Source organism: Pseudoalteromonas sp. OF7H-1 (assembly GCF_022347825.1).
Taxonomy (GTDB): Bacteria; Pseudomonadota; Gammaproteobacteria; order Enterobacterales; family Alteromonadaceae; genus Pseudoalteromonas; species Pseudoalteromonas maricaloris.
In genome coordinates, this window is record NZ_JAKRFX010000004.1 from 174960 (window position 1) to 190795 (window position 15836).

At 41.5% G+C, this 15836-nt stretch carries 13 protein-coding genes; 6 read left to right on the forward strand and 7 right to left on the reverse strand.

Annotated elements, in window-relative coordinates:
- Nucleotides 1–332 precede the first annotated feature (332 nt).
- Together MHN30_RS06830 and MHN30_RS06835 are read left to right on the forward strand one after the other, a co-directional pair.
- On the forward strand, nt 333–1070 hold the full coding sequence (locus tag MHN30_RS06830) for a PhnD/SsuA/transferrin family substrate-binding protein (protein ID WP_239359039.1): 738 nt from the start codon (nt 333–335) through the stop codon (nt 1068–1070).
- Nucleotides 1060–1986, forward strand: a complete 927-nt coding sequence (locus tag MHN30_RS06835) for a hypothetical protein (protein ID WP_045990333.1) — start codon at nt 1060–1062, stop codon at nt 1984–1986. Before MHN30_RS06830 ends, MHN30_RS06835 begins: the two co-directional genes overlap by 11 nt.
- A 51-nt stretch (nt 1987–2037) precedes the next feature.
- Here MHN30_RS06835 and ushA read toward each other — a convergent pair whose 3' ends face one another.
- The 3 genes from ushA to MHN30_RS06850 form a co-directional block, all read right to left on the reverse strand.
- On the reverse strand, nt 2038–3627 hold the full coding sequence (ushA, locus tag MHN30_RS06840) for a bifunctional UDP-sugar hydrolase/5'-nucleotidase UshA (protein WP_130165449.1): 1590 nt from the start codon (nt 3625–3627) through the stop codon (nt 2038–2040).
- Nucleotides 3628–3690: 63 nt separating this feature from the next.
- The gene (locus MHN30_RS06845; protein WP_039495063.1) at nt 3691–3882 is read right to left on the reverse strand and encodes a hypothetical protein; all 192 of its coding nucleotides are present in this window, start codon (nt 3880–3882) and stop codon (nt 3691–3693) included.
- Between the two features lie 102 nt (nt 3883–3984).
- The gene (locus MHN30_RS06850; protein WP_069019300.1) at nt 3985–4407 is read right to left on the reverse strand and encodes an MAPEG family protein; all 423 of its coding nucleotides are present in this window, start codon (nt 4405–4407) and stop codon (nt 3985–3987) included.
- A 117-nt stretch (nt 4408–4524) separates the two neighbouring features.
- Between MHN30_RS06850 and MHN30_RS06855 the strand changes: the two genes are divergently transcribed.
- Together MHN30_RS06855 and MHN30_RS06860 are read left to right on the forward strand one after the other, a co-directional pair.
- Entirely contained in the window at nt 4525–7410 is a 2886-nt protein-coding gene (locus MHN30_RS06855; protein ID WP_130165450.1) for an insulinase family protein, read from the forward strand.
- A 118-nt stretch (nt 7411–7528) separates the two neighbouring features.
- Entirely contained in the window at nt 7529–8038 is a 510-nt protein-coding gene (locus MHN30_RS06860) for a GNAT family N-acetyltransferase (RefSeq protein ID WP_130165451.1), read from the forward strand.
- Here MHN30_RS06860 and MHN30_RS06865 read toward each other — a convergent pair.
- The 4 genes from MHN30_RS06865 to MHN30_RS06880 are packed head-to-tail and all read right to left on the reverse strand — an operon-like array spanning nt 8033 to nt 12312.
- Nucleotides 8033–8611 carry an ABC-type transport auxiliary lipoprotein family protein gene (locus MHN30_RS06865; RefSeq protein WP_130165452.1) on the reverse strand — a complete coding sequence of 193 codons (579 nt, stop codon included), beginning with the start codon at nt 8609–8611 and terminating at the stop codon, nt 8033–8035. The genes MHN30_RS06860 and MHN30_RS06865 overlap by 6 nt on opposite strands.
- Nucleotides 8612–10267, reverse strand: a complete 1656-nt coding sequence (pqiB, locus tag MHN30_RS06870) for an intermembrane transport protein PqiB (RefSeq protein ID WP_239359041.1) — start codon at nt 10265–10267, stop codon at nt 8612–8614.
- Nucleotides 10264–11457 (reverse strand): PqiA/YebS family transporter subunit, encoded by a 1194-nt coding sequence (locus MHN30_RS06875; protein ID WP_239359043.1) that lies wholly within the window; start codon nt 11455–11457, stop codon nt 10264–10266. The genes pqiB and MHN30_RS06875 overlap by 4 nt, the downstream gene beginning before the upstream one ends.
- Nucleotides 11458–11517: 60 nt before the next feature.
- A complete protein-coding gene (locus MHN30_RS06880; protein ID WP_239359045.1) occupies nt 11518–12312 on the reverse strand; it encodes a thioesterase family protein in 795 nt (264 codons plus the stop codon).
- A gap of 262 nt (nt 12313–12574) precedes the next feature.
- Between MHN30_RS06880 and dnaK the strand changes: the two genes are divergently transcribed.
- Together dnaK and dnaJ are read left to right on the forward strand one after the other, a co-directional pair.
- Nucleotides 12575–14497 carry a molecular chaperone DnaK gene (gene dnaK / locus MHN30_RS06885; protein WP_010373090.1) on the forward strand — a complete coding sequence of 641 codons (1923 nt, stop codon included), beginning with the start codon at nt 12575–12577 and terminating at the stop codon, nt 14495–14497.
- A 153-nt stretch (nt 14498–14650) separates the two neighbouring features.
- The gene (gene dnaJ / locus MHN30_RS06890) at nt 14651–15787 is read left to right on the forward strand and encodes a molecular chaperone DnaJ (RefSeq protein WP_045990341.1); all 1137 of its coding nucleotides are present in this window, start codon (nt 14651–14653) and stop codon (nt 15785–15787) included.
- The last annotated feature ends 49 nt before the right edge of the window (nt 15788–15836 follow it).

Genomic DNA, 15836 nt, shown 5'->3' on the forward strand with positions numbered 1-15836 from the left:
AGGCCAATTGTCCGTATTTTTCAACAAAATAAAAGGACTCAATAAGATTCATAATTTCTTGTCAATAAAGTAATAAATTCATCTGGTTACGAGTTATTGGTAAAATTACCTATTGCAATGAGTAAAGAAAATTGATCTAATAGCGGTCAAGAAAGGATAGGTTATTCCAATTAGTGATATATAGTAACATTTTGACTAGTAAATCAACAATTGTATCTTTGTTGTTTATAAGCGCATTATTGTGCTGGATTTTAGGGGCTCGGTTAATATCGGCAAAGCCTCTAACTCTTGATCCCGTCGTCCAGTATTCAAATACCTGCAAAACACGTTCAGTGTCTAATATCAACACGTTAAAAATACATGTTCCGATTAAAAGTCTCGCGTTAGACGTATTAGTTAGAGCGTGTGAAGATGAAGTGGTCACTAGGCAATATGGGCAAGTGAAAGTGTATTGGGGCGGAAGTCTCGCTGAGCAAATAGAGTTTCTTGCAAAGGGGATCGCTGATCTTATTTTAACGAAAGACAACATCATGTCGGCTTTGATGGCCGAATCAACGCATAGTTATAAGCCTGTTATCGGTTATCCGGCTTATTCCGCCTTTTTTATCTCAAACACAGAAAAACCTAAACTATCTAAATCGTATTTCTTAGATAAAAAAATAGGTTTGCTTGACTATCCAACAAGTCGCTCTGGTCACATATTACCAAAAAGTGCGTTTAAAGAGTTAGATATCGATATCAATGCGCTCGATATTACCTATTTAAGCTCGCATCAAGCGCTCCGCGATCGGTTGGCTGCTGGCGAAGTTGATATTATAGCTTCTTATTGGTCCGAAGAAGATGAGCAGCGGTTTTCGAAGAATTACATTACGCCAATTGCGAATAATGTTAGTGGCAGTAAATGGTATTTAAAAATGAACAACAATAACACTGACTTAGCTTGTGCAATGCAGGGAATTATTAACCAGGTGGCTCAATTAAGAACATCTAGTTACTTTGATAAGGTAGATAGATACTGGCAATGTGAAGCCTTACCTTATGGCTTTATCGGAGAAGAAGATGGAAGTTAGCCAGCGTAATATATCCGTTTTTATTGCTTTGGCACTGTTATTTAGCGGCATTTTCTACATTTCTCAAAGTATTGAAACTAAGCGGGTTTTGAAGCAACAAAAAGAAGCGGTTGCGCTTCGTGTTGCTATTGATATGAATCGTTTACCTGTCGCAGATCCTTTTTTACATTATGCAGGTAATGAAACTGAGTTAAGAGAATATATAAACTCACTCAATACAGTGTTAGACGCCCAAGATGCCCGTTTAACTGTTCTTGACATTAATACATCTGGAGCAGGACAGGGTGAAAAAAGCGAAGTACTAACATTATCAGCGCCACACAGAAACTTCTATGTCGCGGTCTCATTAGATGATACTAAACCTAAATCAGCCTATATTTTTCCACTGATTATGGCGTTTATCGGCGTTGCAGTGTTTAACTGGGTGAGAAGAAAAGGTATTGAGGCGAAGGTAAGCTCAAACCAAGCGCTAGAAAAGTTACCGGAATTTAAGCTTGTTATTGATTTGTATTCAAAAACAGTAACGACGAATAGAGACAAACTAGTAAGTGTCCAGCTTGCCAACAAACCATTATGCTTCTATTTAGCGCTTGTTGAGTTTTGCGATGTAAATCCCGATACTGTTCTCAATCAAAACAAAGAGATGCCGAAGGAGTTGTTGGATCTCGCTGATAAATACTTTTACCGTTTAGTTGAGCTTGGACATACCATTAGAAAACGGCCCAACTTTACTAATAGTTTAGAAAAAACATTAAGTGAAATTAGAGCTGCGCTAGATGAGGTATTAGACGCTTGTCCAGAAAAAAAGGTGTTGTTTTATCCGCCGAAAGCACATGGCGAAGGGTCTCGTTCTAAATTACATAGTTACGGACTGAGTGGAGTGAAAAAGTCAGATATTGATATTATTGGTAAATAGAATGAATGCATATAAAGCGGTGCATCACACCGCTTTATATGAGGTACCTTTTTATAAATCCACGGCCTTTATAGGGCTCTTCTTTTGGAAGTAATCTTTGAGGACCTGTGCATCAGTTAGGTCGGTAGCGGTATATTCTGGAAGATGATTAATCTTTGGATAACCGTCACCACCAGAAGCATTATAACTATTCACACTCATGCGGTAGGTCTTGCCGTCAGTCAATGGCTCGCCCGCTATGTGAACATTGGTTACCTTATCGTTCTTGATATCAAACGTAATATGGTGGAACTGTAAGTAAGCACCAGAGTCAGGTGGGAATTTGGCGACAATGTTTAAGTAGTTAATTAGGTCGTTGGCCTTCCAGTCTATATAAGTAATACGATTTTTAAATGGATGAACTTTCAGCACATCTTTGTAGCTGACATCACCTTGCTCTATGCTATCTCGGATCCCGCCGCCGCTGATAATGCCAAAGTCTGCTTCGACAGCTGCCATTTGCGCGTTAATGATAAGATCTGCGAGGTTGCTTTGCTTGAATCTCACTGTACTGCGACGGCCATCTAAGAAACTATCAACGTATCCCACAGCACCAGCTATTTGCGCTTGCCCCTTTTCTTGAAAAGGTGTTAAAAAAGCGAGCATTTGAGGATCTTCTTGAATAGTTTCACCAATCACATAGCCAGCTTTATTTTTTAAGTTTACTGGGATTAAGTTATAGCTAATCAAGGTTTTTGTATCACCATCAATCCTAAATACGGCTTTACCCACATACTTACCCCACTCATGTGCTTGCATAATCCAAACACCATTTTGATTATCAGGCTTACATGTTTTGCCAGGAGCAAAAGCTATGTCCTCGTTACCATTGTCGTCAACACAGACAGGTTCTTGAGAATGTCCACCGACTATCAAATCAAGCATACCTTTAGGAAGTCGGCGCGCAAGCGTTACATCACCGGGTGCATTGATACCATGATTGGCACCGTGATAGTGGCCCATATGTGTAACAGCAATCATTACATCTGGGTGGTATTTGGCTTTGATCTTAGGAACCCAGTTTTCTGTGGCTGCTAAAGGCTCAATAAAAGTAAGGCCATGAACATGTTTTGGATTGGCAATTTTAACAGTATCAATTGTCGTAAGTCCAAGGACAGCAATGGTCAATCCTGCACGCTCAATAATTGTGTAAGGCTCGTATGCTGGCATCTGATTTGTATTATCAAGAATATTTGCTGACAGTACTGGGAAGCTTGCCCACTCAATTTGTTTGGCTAGCACATCTCGAGTGTTATCAAATTCATGGTTACCAATTGCCATGGCATCGTAACCGAGTTTATTCATTCCTTTAAAATCAGGTTCGGCAAACTGTAAATCAGATTCTGGTACACCCGTGTTTATATCGCCTCCAGAAAGCAATATAACGGCATGTCCAGCTTTTTCGGCATCACTTTTTAATTGGTCAATTAAGGTTTTTCTGGCAGCCATACCATATTCACCTTTTTCATTTTGCCAAAAACGACCATGATTATCGTTGGTGTGTAATACGGTTAGGTATTCTGCTTGTTGCGACCGCTTAGGAGAAGAAAAATGGCATGCTGATAATAGCAAAGCCGTTGAAAGAATAAGTAAGTTGCGCATAATTTAGAAGCTATTTGATAAATTATGCGCGTATTCTAGATCATTATAATTATTTTAATAGTGCTAACACTCAAAATTGCTATATTTTCTGGTGTTTTGTGCCACCGCAGATACTCTTCTGTCCAGTTCAAACTTAGCTAACTCACATTTTGCATGGTCTGTTTCTATCATCCAGTTTAAAAAGCTCGCTGGCAGCGTGGAGTATGGCTCTCCAGCATGAAGTCCAAAATCGCAGATATCATTATCCTGTTTCATCTATGTGCCCCTGTTGTTCTTTTTGCCATCGCCATGCTAACAAATTGGCTCAGAGATTAAAGAACAATTAGCTAAAACGGATGGCATTTTTATTATTTTTAGTTATATAAGTGTTAAAAGTAATGTGATCCACTGCAACACAATGAAGGCACATCCTGCAAGGTAGAGGCGAAAACGCGTTCGAATATGATTACTACCGATATGAACATAGGCATGCGCAATACGACTAATTACAAACAGTAGGGCGAAGATGCTGAACCACAACGTAACAAGTTTCATTGCGAGTGCGGCAAGAGAAACCACAAAAAACAACACGGGAATTTCGAACTGATTAGTAAAATTTCTGGATGCCAGAATGACTTCTTCGGGCGCGTTGTCGAGCGCCATGGTTTTGAATTGATCAAACTGGATCTGTTTTTCTCGTGCAGCTTTAAATCGACGTTTACCCATAATGACCATGATGACTAAGGTCAGTAGAGTTTGTAAAAATAGCGCGGCGAGCAGTAAATAAATGGATGTCGGCATAGATTCCTCAGTTTACGAAGTGTTACAAAACAAAAAATTTCTATATTGCAAAAGCTTAGTCGAATGACGATGATAGTCTGGTTCCAAAAAGTAATTATCACAATAATGGATTGTTTTATGAAAAAGCTATTCGCAATTAGCACACTTACCTTAGCAGTTTTGACTGGATGTGGTACAACTTCTTCACTCAATCATTCAGACACGACTGAGAACCTTCTTTCAGAGCAACTGGTTGTAAGTCCTAATGATGATAGACAATATCAAACGTTAACCTTGGAAAATGGCATTGAAGTCATTTTGGTATCAGATCCTTCTGTATCGAAGTCAGCGGCAGCGCTGAGTGTTGGCGTTGGTCTACTACACGATCCTATGTCTCAGCAAGGGATGGCGCACTATCTTGAACATATGCTATTCCTTGGTACAGAAAAGTATCCAGATAGCAAAGGTTATTCTGAGTTCATGACCAAAAACGGTGGGGCACACAATGCTTACACTTGGTTGGATATTACTAATTATATGTTCAAAGTAAACAACGATGCCTATGATGAGGCGTTAGACAGATTCTCCGACTTCTTTAAATCTCCAAAGCTTTACCCTGAGTACACAGAAAAAGAAAAAAATGCAGTAAACGCAGAGTGGTCTATGCGTCGTGAAATGGACTTTTTTGGTCAATTTAAACTTGCACGAAACATGATGGGAGAGCATCCAGCTAATCGCTTTCTTATTGGTAACCTAGAAACGTTAGGTGATAAAGAAGGTAGCAAACTACATCAAGAGACCGTTGCTTTTTATGATAAGTACTACTCTGCGAATATCATGAAGTTAGCCATGATTTCTAACGAGCCGATTGAGCAGATGGTGGCCAAAGCGAAAAAGCATTTCACGACAATCATGAATAAAAACATCGAGAAGCCAGAGGTTAAGCAATCGCTTAACTTCGATAACGTTGGGCAGAAGTTGGTCCACTACAAACCAAATGAAGACGTAAAGACGCTACAGCTTGATTTCACTATCAAAAACAACGCAAGCGCGTTTGCGGTTAAACCGAACTATTTCATTACATACCTTCTAAGTAATGAAATGGCGGGTAGCCCAGCTCAAGTACTAAAAGATAAAGGCTTAATCTCATCGTTAAGTGCATTCGCGACACCAAATAGTTACGGCAACTATGGAACATTGCAGATTGATATTCAGTTAACCGATGAGGGCTTAAAGCAACGCGAGTTAATTACAGGTACGGTACTTGATTATATCGATATGATCCGTGATAAAGGCGTCGATAGCCGTTACTTCAAGGAAATCCAAACGTCGCTAAATAATCAATTTAGGTTTTTAGAAAAAGGCGATGAGTTTGGTTACGTCAGTAACCTTGCGGATAGCATGCAGCATTACCCAATGAACCACGCTATCAATGCGAGCTACTACTATGCGCAGTTTGATGCTGATGCTGTTAATGCCGTCTTGAAGCAATTAACACCTGAGCAAATGCGGGTATGGTATATTAGTAAAGATGAACCTACTGATGCAAAACTACACTTCTATGATGGTGAATATCAGATTGTAGACTTAAAGCGTAGCGATTTTGATAAATGGAAAGAAGAGGCAAATTTCGATTTAGCACTTCCTAGTGTAAATACCTTGCTACCTGAAAACTTCGCACTGAAAACATCTGCGGATGATGCGAAAAAGGGCGTTCAGAAGGTTATTGATGCTGATGGCGTAACGGTTTGGCATGCTGCGAGTGAGCGTTTCTACCAACAGCCTAAAGGTAGTCTGAAAATCTACGTTAATAACCCAAGTGCATTAAAAGACATCAAAACTGAGGTTGCACTGTCGATTTGGGCTGATTTATACCGCTTGGATAAAGCAAAGTTAATGACGGAAGCGAGCATAGCGGGTATGCATCTTGGGCTGACTCCTGCAAATGGGATAATGCTAGATATTTCAGGTTTTACAGATAAGCAAGCTTTATTAATAAAGGATGCGCTCTCTGGTGTTCGTGTAGAAACGAATAAACGGGCATTTGACCAAGCCATTGATCGTTACGTACGTGGCATTAAAAATCAAGAGAAAGAATTCCCATTCAGACAAGCTTTCGGTGTTTATCAAAAACTTATCCGTTCAGGAAGTTATGATGATTCTGCATTGATATCAGCAGCTAAATCTTTGACTCTGGCCGACTTAGATAAAGTGCAAAATCAAATTCTGACGAATAATCAAGTTCGTGTTTTTGCCTATGGCAACTACGATAAAACCGATTTGCAAACAGTAAAAGAGACACTCGACAATGCGCTGCCTAAACGCCAAAAAGTGACCAAGTACGCACGTGCTAAATATTGGCAACCAGAGCAAAAGCAGACACTTGTATGGCAGCAAGACATTGATGTTGCTGATGTTGCTGTAATCGATTTTGCAGTGCACCCAATCAAAGGCTATGCGCAAAAGGCGGCGGCGATGGTGCTTCAAGGGCACTTAAGGACGGCGGCGTTTGAACGTCTGAGAACCGAAGAGCAGTTAGCGTATGCGGTTGGCGCAACGAGTGTTGCTATTGACGAATATTCAGCGCTAGGCTTTTATATTCAAACACCAGTAAAAGATGCTAAAAGCATGCAAGCTCGTTTTGACGCGTATAAAGATGAATACGCTAAAGACTTAGCCGCGTTAGATGGGGCAACGTTTGAACAGTTAAAAAATGCAGTGTTAGTCTCATTAACCGAAGAGCCAAAAAACCTTTCTGAAGAACTACAACCATTAATAGGCGATTGGTTCAAAGAAAATATGGCGTTTGACTCCGAAGCTAAGTTAATCGCTGCAGTTAAAGCGGTCACATTAGAAGATATTAAAGCGTACTATCAGCAAACTGTAATGAACACCAATGCTGCTAGACTAAATATTCAATTACGCGGTGCTAAGTTCCAAGCTGAGCCGTTTGCAGATTTACCGAAGCAAACTAAGCTAGACTCAGTTGAGCAAATGTATAAAAACGTGAAATTCCAACAGTAACCAGTCGGTATTTCAGTAGTAATGAAAAGCTGGGCAAATTCGTTTCCCAGCTTTTTTATTCGCTTATGTAAATGCTAAAGTTCCTATGGAAGTTAATTATGATATTTTTGGAGGCAGAATGACGATAGCGACGGGAGAACGGATCTTTTTAAGGAAAGCAACTTTAAATGATGCCGGCTTCTTACTCAGGCTTTTGAATCAAAAAAGCTTTATCGATAACATCCGTGATAAAGGCATAAAAACGCAACAACAAGCTGAGGAGCATATCGAGCAAGCTTACCTTATTCCCTATCAAATTGGTAAGCCTGCAGCTTACATCGTTGTAGAAGCAAGCAGCAATACTAGTATTGGGTTGTGTGGCTTATATCAAAGGCCTTTTTTTAATATTCCAGACTTAGGTTATGCGCTTTTAGATGAGTTTACCAGAAAAGGCTATGCGTCTGAGGCCGTTAGGTTACTTATGGAATATGCTAAATTAGAACAAAGCTACATCAAGTTAGGTGCAATTACATTAGAAAGTAACCGCAACAGCATTAACCTACTTAGCAAAGTGGGATTTAGTCGTATTGGTAAAATAATAATTGATAATGACTTAACACCTGTAGTGGTGTTTGAGTGCCAACTATAAATGCAGGCTTATTTGTGCAGTTAGTTGGTTAAAGTTTTTTTGATGTGCAGATACAAGAGCACTAAAGCCATCCTGCTCAAGCGTTGCTTCAAATTGGAATGGTTGCACTTGAGTTAGTTGATAGCTCCCTTCTTTGTATTGGTAAAGATACCAAGTCCCACCCATCACAGCACCTTTTTCAAAGTGCCCTGCAAACTCGTTAATTTCTACAACGAGGCGTTGATGTTCTTGCGTGTTGCGATAAAACTTATCGCTTTTAATTGCAGTGGTTTTATTGGTTGCATTTAACGCGTTTACTAAATTCCAAGTCAGCATATCGGAAGGTGGCTGAGCCCAAAAATGAAAATTAGCGATATTTACTTTGTTCTCTGGTTGATATTGCACTAAAGCTTGCTGATCAAACAATTCAATCAACTGCACTTTATCAACCAAGAGAACATGATTGAGCTCAACTTGCTTTTCGTCAGCGACACTCTTTGCTTCTAACTGATAATAACTAACCGGCTGCGATGGATTCGTTATGCAGCCCGTTAAACAAAATAAAAGCAAAAATGTCGCTAAGCCAGTCTTCATTTATTTTTTCCTTGGGAGTGGATCTGTACCGCTCTCTTTATTGAAAATAAGCATATTCGGTTGCTCATTCAACCCTTTAGAAATAGGCTTTAAGCGATTTGACAAACTTTCAAGTTCTTCAAGGGTATCACTAAGTTGATCCATAACACCTGAACCTTTTTGGTACTGAGTCATGGTTTGCTCAAATTGCTTCAAGCTTGATGTGAGCTGGCTTAACGTATCTTTTAAGCTCGTTAAATTACCGCCAACCTTGTCTGTTATATTGTTATTATTGATAGACTCTACGAGTTGATTCATTTCCATTGCTAGTAACCTGTGTTGCTGAAGGGCACCTTCTAGTTCCTTAACAGTTGTTTCAAGAGGTAACCCATTTAACTTGTTCAGTAAGCTTGTGACCTGTTCAGAAAGTGCTGTAATACCGCTCGGAACGCTAGGTAATACTGGATAAATAGTCGTTTTGTTTGAACTAACGACTTCTGCACTTGGATAAAAGTCTAACTCTATATATACCGCACCTGTTAACAAATTGCCACTTTTTAGTGATGCTCTAAGGCCGCTGCTAATCCATTTGTCTATATTTTCTGACCAATATGTTTGTGCAAGCTGTGCATCTTCGTAAATGCGGCCGTACTCAATTTTAACCAATACAGGCACAGAAGTGTTATTTTGTTGAAAGTATAAAGGTCTATCGTCGCTAACACCAGTCGCAGGAACTTGTTCTATCGTGCCAATTCGCATACCTCTATATTCAATTGGTGCGCCAGCTCGAAGTCCTCGAATTGATTGCTCAAACTCAATGAGATAGTAATCAAAGTGATCAAAACGTTGCTCTAAAGCCATTGCAAAGTTTTTGTGTAAGGCGTAGGTTTTGTTTTCGAGCGCCGCAGTGCCGCTTGGCATAGTTGGTGGATAGTCAACAGAAATCCCGCCCTTGATCATCTTTGCTAGCGATCCTGTCGACACTTCAACGCCTTCCGTTGATAGTTTAAAATCAATGCCGGAACTAATCCAGAAAATAGCGTTGTCGGTGATAAGGGTATCGTATGGCGAATAGATAAAAATGCCGTACTCCATTTTTAAGCTTTCGACACTAAAATGTGCTGACTCAATTTGACCCACTTTGTAATTGCGGAAAAAAATACTGGAGCCAACGTCTAACACTTCAGCATCTGAAGCCACGAGTTGATAGCGTTTTCCTTGTACCTCTGAGCCGATTAGTGCAGGTTCATCCATTAAGGTGAAGATGCTCGAACGTGCTTTTGCTTCACCGGGAGAGAGCTCTATATATACGCCAGAGAGTAGCGTATTCATGCCCGAGATGCCGGATTCGTCAATTCGAGGTTTAACTACCCAAAACGATGAGTCTTCGGCCAATAAGTCACGGTAGGGCTGTAAAATCCGAACTTTTGCTACCACTGCATTTTGCGCTAATTCAAGCTTTAATGACTCGACTAATCCGACCTTAACACTTTTTACTCTCACTTCAGTTTTGCCGGCAATAATGCCATCTGCGTCAGTCATTTTTATAAAAATAGTGTGGCCTTTATTTGCCTGATGTTGATATAACATCCAGCCTGTGATGAGCAACGCGATAATTGGAATAATCCAAATCACTGAAAATTTTGGTTTGTCTTCTATATCAGCTTGAGTAGTCATTGATTATTTTTATCCCACAATAATCTTGGATCAAAACTATTAACGGCTGCGATTTGGCAAAGCACCATCAAAGTAAAAAATACGATACCAATTTCCGGTTCGACATTTAGCACCGTACCAAGTTGCACCAAAGACACTAAGATAATCACCACAAACACATCTATCATCGACCAGCGGCCAATGAATTCGAGCAAGCGATACACTTTTGTTGCTGTGATTGGGTCTTTGGGCTTTTTAACTCGTATTAGTAAGTAACTCAATAGTAACGCTTTTGCGATAGGAATACATATACTTGCGAGAAAAATAAGTGTTGCTACGGGATAAGAACCGGCTTCCCAAAGCACTTGAACACCTGAAAAAATCGTTGCAGGAGTATGGAGCCCAAGACTAATGGTATCCATGATGGGCAGAAAATTAGCAGGTACAAGTAGCACGACGCTGGTGAGCATCCAAGCTAAGCTTTTTTGCGTAGATTGAGACTTTCGGTATTTTAGTTTGGCGTAGCAACGCTGACACTTTTCACCTTCACCCAAAAAGCCACAAACCTTGCAACGTTTTAGCGTGGAAGATAAATTCTGTGGCTCCATAAGGTGACGATTACATTGAGTCTGATTACGCCACATGTACTCGTGATCGAAAAGTGAGAGTGCTTCAATAAAACACAAAACGAACAGAATATAGGCCCAAAACCCAAGGCCCATTTCCAATTCAGCGAAAGACATTAATTTAAAAGCGCTCACAAGCACGGCGACTAAAAATATATCTGTGAGATTAAGCGGTTTCAGTGCTGAAAGTAATTTGGCTAAATGGCGGGCATTGTGCGCATTGATGATTTGCCAATACTCGGTGTGTGCAAGTAGTAGCAACGAGCATACGGCAACAGGCATAACTAAAATAGTGAAGGCAAATAATCCAGCTAGAAAATAGCTGTAATGTTCAGCTAACAATATGAGCGCTTGCCAGAGGCTTACAACTTGAGTGATACCGTGTTGCGTATAGGAAATAAAGTTTGGAAATAAGCTTGCGAACAAAAATAGTAACGCAGAAAAGCTGAAGGCTTGTACTAATTGGTTTTGGTGTCCTTGTACATGACACAACACGCATCGACAGTTTGGGCACACCGCACGCTTTTGGGACTCGATAGAGTCTATTTCAACAAGCGTATCGCATTCAGGGCAAGCTGTAATCACACAAAAATCCGTTGATTTCCTTTTATGCTAGTTTGCTTGATGCGCCCAAATTTATCAATGTTAATCAAATACTGCGACGGTTTGGCGGCTTAGGGCTAGCAGCTTGCCATCTTGTGACCAAATTTTAGCATCTTCAATACCATAACCATTTTGGCTATGGTGGGTAACGGCTTCAAAGCCCAGCCAAGACTCTGAGTCGAGTGAAATATCACACAAAAACTCTATGTACCAAGACATACTGCTGGCGGGGCTTGGCGCTTTACACATCTGGAGTAAGGTTGGCGGCCATGAATCAGCAAGAGCCAGTGTATGTAGTTCATTTACCGATGTAGTTTGTGCTTTAAATCGCATCCAACCACCTAGATTTGAAGATGGTGCACCTGAAAATGGTAAAGCCCCTTGCAGGGCATTGAGCGCGACATGCTGGAAAAATGCAGGCATCACACCTTCTTGGTATGGAAGAACTGCCTTTGGATTAACATCTGAAAGAGTAGGGCTATCGACATTTGTAACTTGGATAGCGGATGCTCTATCCTTGCCAAAGCACCCGATAGCAATAAGACAGACTTCACCAGACTGGATCAGTTGAGTTTGCATTTGGGTTGCATTTTTGCCGCTACGCAAAATCGTTGTTGCAACGGTAAATGGTGCGCCTTCTAGCAGTGGTCCGACAAAATTTACGCTCACAGAGAGAAGTCGACGAGGCTCTGTCAGTTGGTGCTTCATGCTTTGCACCGCTATTGCTGCAGACAATCCGCCAAACGCAGTGCGGCCTTGACACCAACTTGCAGGAAACGTCATTTGTGTTTGCGCTTGCTGTAAATGCTCCGACTGAATAATTTCATCAAATGTCATGTTGTCATTTCTCATTATTTATTATGTTGCACTTAGCATAACTGGTCTAACCAGGTAATCAAGCGTCAAATACATCGTATTTTCGTCTTCACTTGTTTCAAAATAAGCAATTAAGGCTGCTTTTTTGACCGAAACGTTCGAAAAGTAAAAAAATTTCAATTTTTTTCATTTTTTTTTAGTTGTGACGCTTGAATTACAAATCGGTGACCTTATTTATCAAATCAACTAACTGAACAACGAATTTTGAAGTCGGAGATGATTCATGGGTAAAATTATTGGAATCGATTTAGGTACTACTAACTCTTGCGTAGCGGTACTTGATGGTGACAAGCCGCGCGTTATTGAAAATGCTGAGGGCGACCGCACAACTCCTTCTGTTATTGCATTTACAGATGATGGTGAAACACTAGTCGGTCAGCCAGCAAAACGCCAGGCAGTGACTAACCCTAAAAACACACTATACGCGATCAAGCGTCTAATTGGTCGTCGTTTTGAAGATGAAGAAGTACAGCGTGACCTTAGCATCATGCCTTTTAACATCGTAAAAGCGGACAACGGCGACGCTTGGGTTGAAGTACGCGGTGAGAAAAGAGCTGCACCTCAGATCTCAGCTGAAGTTCTTAAGAAAATGAAGAAAACAGCGGAAGACTTTCTTGGTGAGCCAGTAACAGAAGCTGTTATCACAGTTCCTGCATATTTCAACGATTCACAGCGTCAAGCAACTAAAGATGCTGGTCGTATCGCAGGTCTTGAAGTTAAGCGTATTATCAATGAGCCAACAGCAGCAGCACTTGCTTACGGTATGGATAAGAAGCAAGGCGACAACGTCGTTGCAGTATACGACTTAGGTGGTGGTACATTCGATATCTCAATCATCGAGATTGATGAAGTTGAAGGCGAGCACACGTTTGAAGTACTAGCAACTAACGGTGATACTCACCTAGGTGGTGAAGACTTTGATAACCGCGTTATCAACTACCTAGTTGCAGAATTTAAGAAAGACCAAGGCATCGACCTAAAAACTGACCCGCTAGCGATGCAGCGTGTTAAGGAAGCGGCTGAGAAAGCGAAGATTGAGCTGTCTTCAGCACAGCAAACTGAGGTAAATCTACCTTACGTTACTGCTGATGCAACAGGTCCTAAGCACATGAACGTTAAGCTAACTCGTGCAAAACTTGAGTCACTAGTTGAAGACTTAGTTGCGCAATCAATCGAGCCGCTAAAACGTGCACTTGCTGATGCAGACCTTTCTGTAAGCGACGTAAATGACATTATCCTAGTTGGTGGTCAAACACGTATGCCACTGGTACAGAAAACAGTAGCTGAATTCTTTGGCAAAGAGCCTCGTAAAGACGTAAACCCTGATGAAGCGGTAGCAGTTGGTGCTGCGGTTCAAGGTGGTGTACTTGCGGGTGACGTGAAAGACGTTCTACTACTTGACGTTTGTCCTCTGTCTCTAGGTATTGAGACTATGGGTCAAGTAATGACTGCGTTAATCGAGAAAAACACGACTATCCCTACTAAGAAGTCGCAAACGTTCTCAACAGCAGAAGACAATCAGTCTGCAGTAACAATTCACGTACTACAGGGTGAGCGTAAGCGTTCAAGTGATAACAAGTCTCTAGGTCAATTCAACCTAGAAGGTATTCGTCCAGCGCAGCGCGGTGTGCCACAAATTGAAGTTACTTTTGATGTGGATGCTGATGGTATCTTACATGTGTCTGCGAAAGACAAAGACACAGGTAAAGAGCAGAAGATCACAATCCAGGCTTCTTCAGGTCTAAGCGATGAAGAAGTAGAAAAAATGGTACGTGATGCGGAAGCAAACGCAGAAGAAGATAAAAAGTTTGAAGAGCTAGTTGGCGCTCGTAACCAAGCTGATGCACTTGTTCATGCTACACGCAAGCAAGTTGAAGAAGCAGGTGACGACCTTCCAGCTGATGACAAGACTGCAATTGAAGCTGCACTTGGCGAGCTAGAAACAGCAATCAAGGGCGATAGCAAAGACGAAATCGATGCTAAGACACAAGCACTAGCAGAGAAATCTCAGAAGCTTATGGAAATCGCTCAAGCAAAAGCGCAAGCTCAACAAGCAGGCGGTGATGCAGGTGCCCAACAAGGTTCAGCGAAAAAAGACGACGATGTAGTTGACGCTGAATTTGAAGAAGTTAAAGACGACAAGTAATTGTAGGTCTTGAGTGAGGGCGCGCTGGCTGTATGGCTTGTCGCGCCCTACGTGTTTATAAATTAGACTGTTGTCTGGCATTAATTTGCGAGCGACAGAACTCAGCAGAGTTTGCAACGACATAAGTTGCCAAGAAAGAGTAGTGTGATAAAAATGTCTAAACCTGACTATTATGAAGTATTAGGTGTTGCAAGAGACGCCAGTGAACGTGACATTAAAAAGGCGTATAAACGTCTTGCAATGAAATATCACCCAGATCGTACTGCAGGTAACACCGAACTCGAAGCAAAATTCAAAGAAGTAAAAGAAGCTTACGAGGTATTGACTGATAGTCAAAAACGCCAGATGTATGATCAATACGGCCATGCAGCTTTCGAACAAGGTGGTGGTGCTGGTCATGGTGGATTTGGCGGCGCTGGCGACTTCGGCGATATTTTTGGGGACGTATTCGGTGATATCTTTGGTGGCGGTGGTGGCCGTCGTCAATCAAGACAACAGCGTGGCGCGGATTTAAGATATAACTTAGAGTTAAGTCTTGAAGAAGCGGTACGTGGTAAGCAGGTTGATATCCAAGTACCAACTTGGGTGAGCTGTAAACCATGTGATGGTAGTGGTGCGAAAGCAGGTTCTAAGCCTAAAACTTGTACAACCTGTCATGGTGCAGGTCAAGTACAAATGCGCCAAGGCTTCTTTGCGGTACAGCAAACTTGTCCAACTTGTCAGGGCACAGGTCAGATCATTTCAGACCCGTGTAACAGCTGTCACGGACAAGGCCGTGTGGAGAAAACGAAGACACTTAACGTTAAGATCCCAGCAGGGGTTGATACGGGTGATAGAGTACGTTTGTCTGGCGAAGGTGAAGCGGGGGCACATGGTGCTCCAGCCGGCGACTTGTACGTACAAGTGAGTGTAAAAGAGCACCCAATCTTCGTACGTGACGGCAACAATTTGTACTGTGAAGTGCCAATTAGCTTCACAACGGCAGCACTCGGTGGTGAGATTGAAGTGCCGACGCTAGATGGCCGCGCAAAACTGAAGATCCCATCGGAAAGTCAAACAGGCAAAATGTTCCGTATGCGTGGTAAAGGCGTGAAATCTGTGCGTAGCGGTGCGGTAGGCGACTTAATTTGTAAAGTTGTCCTTGAGACGCCAGTAAACTTAAACGAGCGCCAAAAAGAGCTTCTGCAAGAGTTTGAAGAGTCTATGGGTGAAAACAACGGTAAGAACCGTCCTAAGGCACAAGGCTTTTTTGACGGCGTTAAGAAGTTCTTTGATGACTTAACTAAGTAACTTAAGCTTATTGAAAATGCCCGCTGCGATAGCGGGCATTTTTGTTTTG

Excerpts from the sequence above, each read along its gene's own strand:
- MHN30_RS06850 (WP_069019300.1), bottom strand. The coding sequence starts at position 4,407 with ATGCCGACATCCATTTATTTACTGCTCGCCGCGCTATTTTTACAAACT.
- MHN30_RS06865 (WP_130165452.1), bottom strand. The coding sequence starts at position 8,611 with ATGAAGACTGGCTTAGCGACATTTTTGCTTTTATTTTGTTTAACGGGC.
- pqiB (WP_239359041.1), bottom strand. The coding sequence starts at position 10,267 with ATGACTACTCAAGCTGATATAGAAGACAAACCAAAATTTTCAGTGATT.
- dnaJ (WP_045990341.1), top strand. The coding sequence starts at position 14,651 with ATGTCTAAACCTGACTATTATGAAGTATTAGGTGTTGCAAGAGACGCC.
- MHN30_RS06880 (WP_239359045.1), bottom strand. The coding sequence starts at position 12,312 with ATGACATTTGATGAAATTATTCAGTCGGAGCATTTACAGCAAGCGCAA.
- MHN30_RS06860 (WP_130165451.1), top strand. The coding sequence starts at position 7,529 with ATGACGATAGCGACGGGAGAACGGATCTTTTTAAGGAAAGCAACTTTA.
- MHN30_RS06855 (WP_130165450.1), top strand. The coding sequence starts at position 4,525 with ATGAAAAAGCTATTCGCAATTAGCACACTTACCTTAGCAGTTTTGACT.
- MHN30_RS06835 (WP_045990333.1), top strand. The coding sequence starts at position 1,060 with ATGGAAGTTAGCCAGCGTAATATATCCGTTTTTATTGCTTTGGCACTG.
- dnaK (WP_010373090.1), top strand. The coding sequence starts at position 12,575 with ATGGGTAAAATTATTGGAATCGATTTAGGTACTACTAACTCTTGCGTA.
- MHN30_RS06845 (WP_039495063.1), bottom strand. The coding sequence starts at position 3,882 with ATGAAACAGGATAATGATATCTGCGATTTTGGACTTCATGCTGGAGAG.
- ushA (WP_130165449.1), bottom strand. The coding sequence starts at position 3,627 with ATGCGCAACTTACTTATTCTTTCAACGGCTTTGCTATTATCAGCATGC.